An 8975-nucleotide genomic window follows, 5' to 3' on the forward strand; every position below is an offset into this window, starting at 1 on the left:
CCCTACTCCCTACTTCCCACTCCCCACTCCTCACTCCCCCATCAATTTCCTTCTCCATACAATTCGGCATTAAATTGTTCAATTGCTTCCATATCATATAGATGAGGAGGCTGAGGATAAGTTAATCGCTCTGCTGAAACAGCAGATTCTTTCTCACCCTTACTACTTGGAGTTACTCTTGTGCCATCTACTGTTGGTGTAGTGGTAACGGGTACATTAATATCGCCCTTATCCACTACTTCTGAGGTATTTGTATTTACTCCTGCTGAGGATTGAGTCTCTACGGCTAGCGCAGGAGAAAAGGTAACTTGAGCGACAAGTAAAGTTATAGCAACCAACCGGAGAACTTTGAGAATCAAGGATTTTAACATGGTATTTTAAAATTAATTCTTCATTATATCATAATATACCTGAGAGGTTAGCGGATTAAACCAACAGATTTGTCCTATCCTCTGCGTACCTACTCTACGAGAAGCCGCTCCGCGTCTATGCGCTTACCTTTGCGTACCTCTGCGTTAAAAAAATATTATTCCAACTTAATCAGAAGTAACAGTCAAAACTTGTGGTGGGGAAGCATCAGGAGGATAGAGAAAATCTACTTGCACCAATCGGCGATTAGATGGTGGCATATTTAAAGTTACCAAAGGTTCCCCTTCTTCTCCTCGTCTTTGTATCAAATGGAGATAGCGAGTGCGAGGAATTCCTCCATCATCGTTATAGCGAATTTGGATAGTGCCTCGAAAAAAGATGGGTTGGCTAGATGATGAGAAAAATCGCAATCCACCTTGGATAGAGTTTTCTTTAATTGGTGTTTGTAGAGATACTGTAACTTTTTGGGTCTCGCTAGTAGGATTATATAGAGGTAAAGTGAGACTGTATTGCACTCCATAGTTACCATGTGCAAAATAAGCAGTATCCGGATAGCGCACTAACAGATTAGCACTTTGACTTTGCCCTGTTCCTAAAAGTCCGCCAGGGAGAGTACTCAATCCGTAAGAAAAAGCTTGTCCAGGTTTGGGAATAGTCAAAAAATTAACATTTGGATTATCAACTAATTCAGTATTCCAGATGGAACCGAGAGCAACACCCGCAACTCTACCATAAATGATTTTATCAGTAATCGGATTCGGCGGAGTGGGAGTGCGATCGCGCGGTGTGGATAATTCCCCTAATTCCAGTATCTCCTGCCATTCTCCCAGAGTTGGTTCCCTTTCTTTTCCTGCCTCATCCACAGGCGCATATCGGGCGAGACTGGCAATGTATATTATCCCATCACTCCGCAACCGCATCAAGGTAGAACGACCATTTAGCGGGGGTGACAGGGTTTGCACCGGAATCGGCAGATTGAGTAACATCCGGCTTTCCCCGGCTGGGATAACTAATTGAGGGGGAAAATCGGCTTGGCGATACCCGCGTAGGATATCATTCATCGCGCGATCGCCAGGACCTGAATAAATTGTACTATTGGGATTATCGACTATGGAGGGTAATTGAATAAAAGGTGCATCAGGCTGGCTCAAGTAACTAGCTGCCTGTAAAATATCTACTGTTACTGGTTTTTTCCCTGGATTGTGGACAATGATACCCAAATATAGAGTACGCAAATCCTCTGGATTAGCCGCTTTAGCAATATGATGGGCAAAGATATCAAACTGTCCGTTAAATGTAAAATTTAGATGGGCGCTCGGGGTGCTTTTTCCATCTGCGGGAAAAGTGGAAAGTAAGATACCTTCTTTCAGTACTAATTCCGGACTGTTACTATTAAATACGGGAATATTATCCAACTTTCCTGGCAAGGGACGAACTTCTTGAGGTTGGACAATTTCTTCTGGCGGAGGTGTTGGAGTTGCTTGGGCGAGGGGGAAAATTGGTAAAAATGAGAACATGAAGTAATAAACTAGTTAGGGGACAAGAGATAGAGGCTAGGGGCTAGGGGCTAGGGATTAGCCATGAGCCATTAGCAATTAGCCATTCTTACTGAAATCTCGATTAATTATTATCTCTGAAAAAATGACCAACAAAGTTATCATCGTCGGTGCTGGGCCCTGTGGACTTCTCCTTGCCCACTACTTATTGAATCGTAGCACTCAATACCAGATTAACATTTACGAACGCCGCAGCGATCCTCGCCTTGTCTCCCTCGATAATTCTCGAACTATTCCTTATGGTTTAAGTGAAAGGGGACTGAAGGCTTTAAGAAAAATTGATGGACTTGAAGCAGCAATCAAAGCTGAGTCTGTCAAAAATAAAGGTGTTATAGTCCACAAAGAAAACGGGAAGACACTCTTCTTATCTAAACGAACACCAACATTTAACACCAACCGGACTAGGTTAGTAATTACTCTGTTAGAAACTTTAACGAAAAACTATGAAAGTAATCAAGTCAAAATTAACTTTGGCTGTAAATGTACCCAGGTAGATTTTGCCGCCAAGACTTTGGGATTTGAAAAAGTTAGAGAAGCATCAGTAGAGGAGGATCGAGAAAAAGTTAATGTTAATTATGACTTATTAATTGGTACAGATGGTGCGCATTCAGTAGTGAGAAAGCATTTCCTGACAACAGAGTCTTTTGACTTTGAGCAAAAACATGTTCGGAGTGGCTACAAAACAGTTTTTATTCCTGGTAGCAATGAAAAGGCAGGTATTGATTTACAACGAGATTGCCTTCATGTTTGGAGACCATACAATGGTATAGCTTTTGGTGCAGTACCTCAACTAGATGGAACATTTATCGGCTTGCTATTCTTTGAGCCAGACGATGGGAATGTGGCAGGTATTTCAAGCAAAGAAGACGCGATCGCATTTTTTCACAAGTATATACCAGAAGTTGGTCAGCTTATCTCTGAATCAGAGGCAGAAGCATTCTTAAAAAGACCACCATCGCCCCAATTAAAGATTCGCTGTAATCGCTATCATTATGGTGACAGTGTACTAATTATGGGAGATGCTGCTCATGCTATATCATCTTCTCTTGGTCAAGGTTGCAATGTAGCTTTTGAAGATGTGATGCTATTAGATAGCCTTTTGGATGAATATAGCGAGAAATGGGAGGATGCTTTAGCACAATTTACCATCAAGCGTCAACCAGATGCCTACGCATTATCAGAACTTGATAATAACGTTTTTCCCTCATCCAAAGCTTTATTTACTGAGTTTATCTTGAGGGAAAATTTTGCAAGAGTGATGAATAAGCTATTGCCTAATATTTTTAAACCCAGCTTACGAGACTTAATCGCTGACTCAACTATTCCCTTTGCTGATATTCTTAAATCCTATCAAAGCTGGATTTCAAGAGTCAAGGATTCTAACGATCGGTTAATCAGGAAAAAGCATGTTAAAATTAATTAAAGCCCATGAAAATTCTCTTAGTTGAGGACGATTAATGTATAATACTGCGGCACAAGCGATTATAATTGTAGTCAATATAAGCGCTGATAATATAAATGCTGGCGATGGCAATTGCACCCTACGTGAAGCGATTAATAATGCCAATACAAATAGCGATACTACCAAGGGTGATTGCCTTGCAGGTTCCCCTTTACCCAAAATTGACAAAATTACATTCAATATTCAATCAGATCAGTCAACTATCACCCCAAATTCGATATTACCAACAATTACTGAAGCAGTTGTAATCGATGGCACATCCCAACAGGATTTCAAAATAGCTGAAACTTACTCTGTAACCTGTCCTAATCCAATTGCTAGTCCTCCTCCACGCCAAATAATAACAATTAGCCGTCCTATTATCGAACTAAACGGTGCTGCTGCGGGAAATGTTAGTGGTATTACCATTAACGCCGATCGGGTTGCGATCCGGGGATTAGTTATTAATCGGTTTCAACGCTCTGGTATAGTACAGGAGAAGCAGTTTTCAGTACCGTTTTGCCTCCCACACTTATTGGACAATCGATCGCAGCAACGGCAACGGATGCACAAGGGAATACGTCTGAATTTTCCCGAGGGATTGAAGTGCAAGCAGCCATTTTTCCTTGAGGTAAACTCAATCTTTCCCTTATTTGACCAATAATTAGCTCTCAACCAACAACCAATAACCAATAACCAACAACCAACAACCAACAATCAATTACAAATTCTTCTTAGCGAATTCCACCGCCTGACGCATCATCTCCCCAAAAACCGGATTCTTACGTTCTAAAATTCCTCCCGTTGATGACAGTAGATTATCAGCTAGTATCACGCTAGCATGACTGACATTATCCTTTTTGGTAATCCGGAAAAATTGGATATTATCTTTACGCGGATGGTTTTTAAACAAGAGTTCTAATTCAGCGATATCGGCAGCTTTATCTGCTTCTGAATGAGCGATAAAGACGGGTTGATTTATGTCGCTATATTTTGGTTTATTCCGATACCGATCTTCGATTTCTTTAATCAAATCTGATAATCTAGCTGCACCATTAGTATCCATTCTGGCGTATCGATAGGGATTATCACCAACTAATCCTATTTGAACTCTGTCTTGCACCGTATCTACAACACTTACCAAGGGACTGAATCTGAGGAGTTTTTCTGTCACATCTCCAAATCGACTTCCAATATCTAAAGCTGCCGAAAATAAGAACAGTCCACCTGTAATATCATCGGGATTTACACTAGCTTTCCAAACGCTAAGTGCGCCCCCTGTCGATAAACCACCAATAGAAACTCTTTTCCCCAGTTTCTTAGCACAATCTACAGCAAAATTCACTTCATTCTGCCATTCGGCTAAATTCACAGAATTCATCTTTTTTTCAGGATCTTTTAGTCCATGTCCTGGGAGTAATGGGATGACTACGTTAAAGCCATTCCGATAAAACTCTTGACCAATAGGCTTCATAAAATAAGACGAATCTGTTAATCCATGAATTAACACGATTGCATTGTCTGCTACTTCCTCATGCTGGATAATTTGCGGGGCACAACCTTGGTTGCGAATTTTATCTGATACAAGACGTTTATAGTGGTCATCCCAAGTTTGATAAGCCATAGTTTTTTTGCTGTTTTTTTTGTTAACGATATGGTATGGGCTAGGGGATAGAAGAGAAGTTGTTATTTTTGACTTCCCCACTCCGCCTCGACTGAGCGCCAGTCTGAGCGCCAGTCTGAGCGCCACTCTGAGCGCCAGTCGAAGTCCCACTCCCTATTAAAGACGATCGCGCGTTTTTCCCAAAGCGGCATTTTTCTCCAAAAACTCAATAATTTTACCCGCCACATCCACCCCTGTTGCTTTTTCTATACCTTCTAGTCCCGGCGAGGAATTGACTTCCATCACAACTGGACCATGATGCGATCGCAATAGATCAACTCCTGCTACTCTTAATCCCATTGCCTTTGTAGCGCGTACTGCGGTGATGCGCTCCTCTGGAGTTAACTTAATTTTCTCGGCAGTACCGCCCCGGTGGAGGTTTGAGCGAAATTCCCCTGGTGCGCCTTGTCGTTTCATTGATGCGACTACTTTATCACCGATGGCAAAACAGCGAATATCCACGCCTTCTGCTTCTTTGATAAATTCCTGCACCAGAATATTGGCATTCAAACCACGAAAGGCTTCGATCGCAGACTTAGCTGCTTGCTGGGTTTCTGCCAGCATCACCCCGATACCCTGAGTACCCTCTAGGACTTTAATTACCAGGGGAGTACTTCCAACTATATCAATTAATCCGTCAATATCTTGTATGGAGTGGGCAAAACCTGTAATGGGTAAGCCAATGCCTTCGCGGGAGAGAATTTGGAGACAGCGGAGCTTATCGCGAGATCGAGAAATAGCTTGAGAATCATTGGCACTGAAGACACCCATTAATTGAAACTGCCTGACAACAGCAGTACCGTAAAATGTTTTGGATGCAGCGATGCGGGGAATAATTGCGTCAAGATCCGCTAATGGTTTCCCCTGATACATTACCATTGGTTTATGAGCGGTAATGTTCATATAACAGCGCAGATAATTAATCACCTCCAGATCGTGACCTCGTGCCTCTCCAGCTTCTTTGAGGCGTTGGGTAGAGTAGAGCGAAGCTTCCTGGGATAAAATGGCGATTTTCATTATGATTTTGTACTAGAGTTCGCTTTACAGTTCCCAGTTGAGCTATGTAGGAATGACCGACTTGCATCGACCAAAAAGCGGTGACGTATTGCCTGTCGCCCTAGAAGCATTCGGAAACCCATCACATCTCGATTAGTCAATGTAAGTTCAATCAACCAGCGATAGCCACCTAATTCTACAATTGTCTGGATTACTGGTCTAATTTGAGCTTGTCCCCCGGAATTACGCACCTGTCGCATATCCAATAATTCGGCTTCGGCGGTGACGGTGTGGCGATTATCTCCCTGGTACGGGTGTACGCTAAAACGGACGATTTGTTTACCACCACATTTAATGATTTCGATATCGAAAGCATGTAACGCTGAGGAACATGCCCCAGTATCTATTTTCGCTTTAATTTCTCTAATGCCAAGTCATTGGGCAATCTAAATTTTATCTAAAAAAATCAGATCTAATAAATATTATCGATATAATTATATGCTCTATTCTCAGAGATATAGCAGTCGCCAAGGCGCTTAGGATAATTGGCTCTAGCACCTTGTTAAAATTTACTAGCTTAGAATGTCCTAACCGCTGTGGCAGTTGCGATACTCCCCTTGACCCATACCCTATTTTCATTTTGGGAGTGTTTTACAATAGAGCCAACCAGTGCTATATTAATATCGAATCTGCAAATCTAGTGTTACAACATGACTAATTCTGAGGTAACAAAACCAACTGAAGTGCCAAGTACATTTACGGAATCGTCTGGTGTATTAAGTGAAAGTCTTTTGTCTTTTATGAAGATAGTTGAGTATTTATGCTTGGCTGCTTTTATCGGGACATGGATTCTCAGTTTTGTTTTTCAAGGCAATCAACTTGTCTTAATCTGGACAGCAATTTTACTGTCTGGCTCTATCTTCTTTATCCTTCTCAATCGCAAATTGCTAGCTGATTATAAGCGCGATAACTATGAAGCAAAGATGTCAAGAAAGGCGGAAATATATGCTTATTTGTTGATGGGAACATCTATCGCAACTGATTCCCTAAAGCCAGCGAGAGAAACGGCTTTACAGTATTGCCAAGAGTTAATTGAGGACTACAAAAAAACCAGAACAAATGCCAGAAACATTTACTATAGTTCCCAAATTTCAACAATTGTGCTATCTGGAATCACGCCAATTTTAGTGTTGGTAGATAAATTGGAGGCAGGCTCGTCGTGGCTGAAGTGGCTGCCAGTAATTTTTCCGGCTGTTGCTGCTATCGTCACCAGTATTGTTACCTCCTTTCCCTTTCAGGAAACGTGGATTGCAGCCAATGCTACGGTTGAATTGTTAGAAGCGGAAATTGAGAAATTTGTCTTGGGAGTGACACCATCTTATCGGTGTTATGATATTGCTGAGGAAACTCAACGTCAACAACAGGCAAAAATTGCCATTGAGAACTTTATCATTCAGGTGAATAACATTCATCTCAAACAAGTAACACCGGACCAGAAGAAGGCAGAAGAAACAAAGATGGATCAGACTTAATCTAATCCTGCCTAATTAGGGATAATAAGATTTACGCAAAACCTCCCTCTGTAGGGTGCGTTAGCAAAGCATAACGCACCCTACACCCTATACCTGTACTCAGGTTAGTAGTGAGATTCCAAGGGGGTTGGGTTTATTTTCTTATTCTGGTAATTGATATTGTCCCACAATTCGCTTGGCATACTCTGGCACATGCGCCTCTAACTTCTCCGGATAATTCCGCTTCACATATAAATAGTTGCGGCTAAAGTGAGAGTCAATCGAAAATCGGGCATATTCTAATCCTTTAGGACCAATTTTCTCAATTACAACTCCCATTAATTTAGCTGCCCACATGGGTAGAGTCACAGCCTTATCGTAAGCAGGGATACTCTGTTGTACGGCTTGTCGCCTGTCACCTTTGGATGTAACAGGTTGAGTTTCTATTTGATTTAATACTAAATCCAACATTTCCTGTCCAGTATCATTTCTTACCACAATCCATTGCCAGCCAAAAGGTGCGCCCATGTAGCCAACCACTAAATCTGCCAAGGAATTGACATAATCAAAACAACTCATACAAGAAGGAGCAAAGACATCTTTTAATTCCTTAGTATTGAGTCCGAAAAAGGGAACTTTTTCCAGGGAACCATCTTCATGTTTGAAGTGAACTTGGAAATCTTGCATGAATTCGTAATAGACTACCGTATCCGGCGATTTACTAGTCGTATCCAAGAACTTTTGTAATCCCGCACGACTGACATTATCTACACAGGGAGTACCCAAAACATAGAGTTTTTCTAACCCTAACTGTTTCTCCACTGCCCGCAAAGCTTGAATTTGGCAACCCACACCAATTACTAATAACCGCTTCATCCCTGATTGTTCCACCTGTTCCAATACAGAAAGATTCGGTGATAGAGTGGGTTTATTCACCCGTGCCGCCAGAATTTCCTCCGGTGTCCGTGCGATAATAGGCATAGGTTGAAAGCGGTCTTCTTTAGTATTTTGGACGCAGACAACACCTTCCACTTTGCCGCTATTCAACATTTCAATAGCAATGGTACTAACAATTCCCGTCCATTGTGCCCCCTCAATAGGTTCAATTTTCCGCGCTGCCATCATATCTTGACTGACACCGAAGTACCAATCATCGGGATTATCTAAATTGCGGCTGCGCCCGTGGGCTTGTGCTTCGAGTTGGGCGATTTGCTGATTTAGGAAGGCGCAGGCATCCTTGACATAATGGATGTAATAGGTATCGCAAAGTCCGCATTCGCTACAGAGTTGCTTGGCGGGGCGGCGGCTAGTCGGTTTGAGTGCTTTGGCTTTTTTGTGTTTGGGGGTTGTGGCTGTCATTTAAAATTATTTTGTTTCTCAAGGGGATTTTCTTTTCTCAAGATATCTTAGAGTTTATAGCAAACCCCTCCCCCAGCCCC

Annotated in this window: 9 protein-coding genes; 3 read left to right on the plus strand and 6 right to left on the minus strand. The window is 42.0% G+C overall.

Annotation, left to right across the window (positions count from 1 at the left end; all coding sequences use genetic code 11):
• Positions 1–41: 41 nt before the first annotated feature.
• Positions 42–371 (minus strand): hypothetical protein, encoded by a 330-nt coding sequence (locus NJ959_RS20735; protein ID WP_254013644.1) that lies wholly within the window; start codon positions 369–371, stop codon positions 42–44.
• A gap of 165 nt (positions 372–536) precedes the next feature.
• Positions 537–1886, minus strand: a complete 1350-nt coding sequence (locus NJ959_RS20740; protein WP_254013645.1) for a DUF3370 domain-containing protein — start codon at positions 1884–1886, stop codon at positions 537–539.
• A gap of 124 nt (positions 1887–2010) precedes the next feature.
• Here NJ959_RS20740 and NJ959_RS20745 point away from each other — a divergent pair, with 124 nt between their 5' ends.
• Together NJ959_RS20745 and NJ959_RS20750 are read left to right on the plus strand one after the other, a co-directional pair.
• A complete protein-coding gene (locus NJ959_RS20745) occupies positions 2011–3348 on the plus strand; it encodes an FAD-dependent oxidoreductase (protein ID WP_254013646.1) in 1338 nt (445 codons plus the stop codon).
• A 34-nt stretch (positions 3349–3382) separates the two neighbouring features.
• On the plus strand, positions 3383–4030 hold the full coding sequence (locus NJ959_RS20750) for a CSLREA domain-containing protein (RefSeq protein ID WP_254013647.1): 648 nt from the start codon (positions 3383–3385) through the stop codon (positions 4028–4030).
• A gap of 57 nt (positions 4031–4087) precedes the next feature.
• Here NJ959_RS20750 and NJ959_RS20755 read toward each other — a convergent pair whose 3' ends face one another.
• From NJ959_RS20755 to NJ959_RS20765, 3 genes are all read right to left on the minus strand, one after another.
• Positions 4088–4990, minus strand: coding sequence for an alpha/beta hydrolase (locus NJ959_RS20755; RefSeq protein WP_254013648.1), 903 nt, complete (start codon positions 4988–4990; stop codon positions 4088–4090).
• Positions 4991–5146: 156 nt separating this feature from the next.
• Complete coding sequence (gene rimK / locus NJ959_RS20760; RefSeq protein WP_254013649.1) at positions 5147–6046, minus strand: 30S ribosomal protein S6--L-glutamate ligase; 900 nt, start codon at positions 6044–6046, stop codon at positions 5147–5149.
• Positions 6046–6453: an ATP-dependent zinc protease family protein gene (locus NJ959_RS20765; RefSeq protein ID WP_309242677.1), complete on the minus strand. Its 408-nt coding sequence runs from the start codon at positions 6451–6453 to the stop codon at positions 6046–6048. Before NJ959_RS20765 ends, rimK begins: the two co-directional genes overlap by 1 nt.
• Before the next feature lie 282 nt (positions 6454–6735).
• Here NJ959_RS20765 and NJ959_RS20770 point away from each other — a divergent pair, with 282 nt between their 5' ends.
• Positions 6736–7557, plus strand: a complete 822-nt coding sequence (locus NJ959_RS20770; RefSeq protein ID WP_254013650.1) for a DUF4231 domain-containing protein — start codon at positions 6736–6738, stop codon at positions 7555–7557.
• A gap of 141 nt (positions 7558–7698) precedes the next feature.
• Here the strand turns inward: NJ959_RS20770 and NJ959_RS20775 are convergent, their stop codons facing one another.
• The gene (locus NJ959_RS20775) at positions 7699–8895 is read right to left on the minus strand and encodes a Coenzyme F420 hydrogenase/dehydrogenase, beta subunit C-terminal domain (RefSeq protein WP_254013651.1); all 1197 of its coding nucleotides are present in this window, start codon (positions 8893–8895) and stop codon (positions 7699–7701) included.
• Between the last annotated feature and the right edge of the window lie 80 nt (positions 8896–8975).

Source organism: Limnofasciculus baicalensis BBK-W-15 (assembly GCF_024178385.1).
GTDB classification, from domain to species: domain Bacteria; phylum Cyanobacteriota; class Cyanobacteriia; order Cyanobacteriales; family Coleofasciculaceae; genus Limnofasciculus; species Limnofasciculus baicalensis.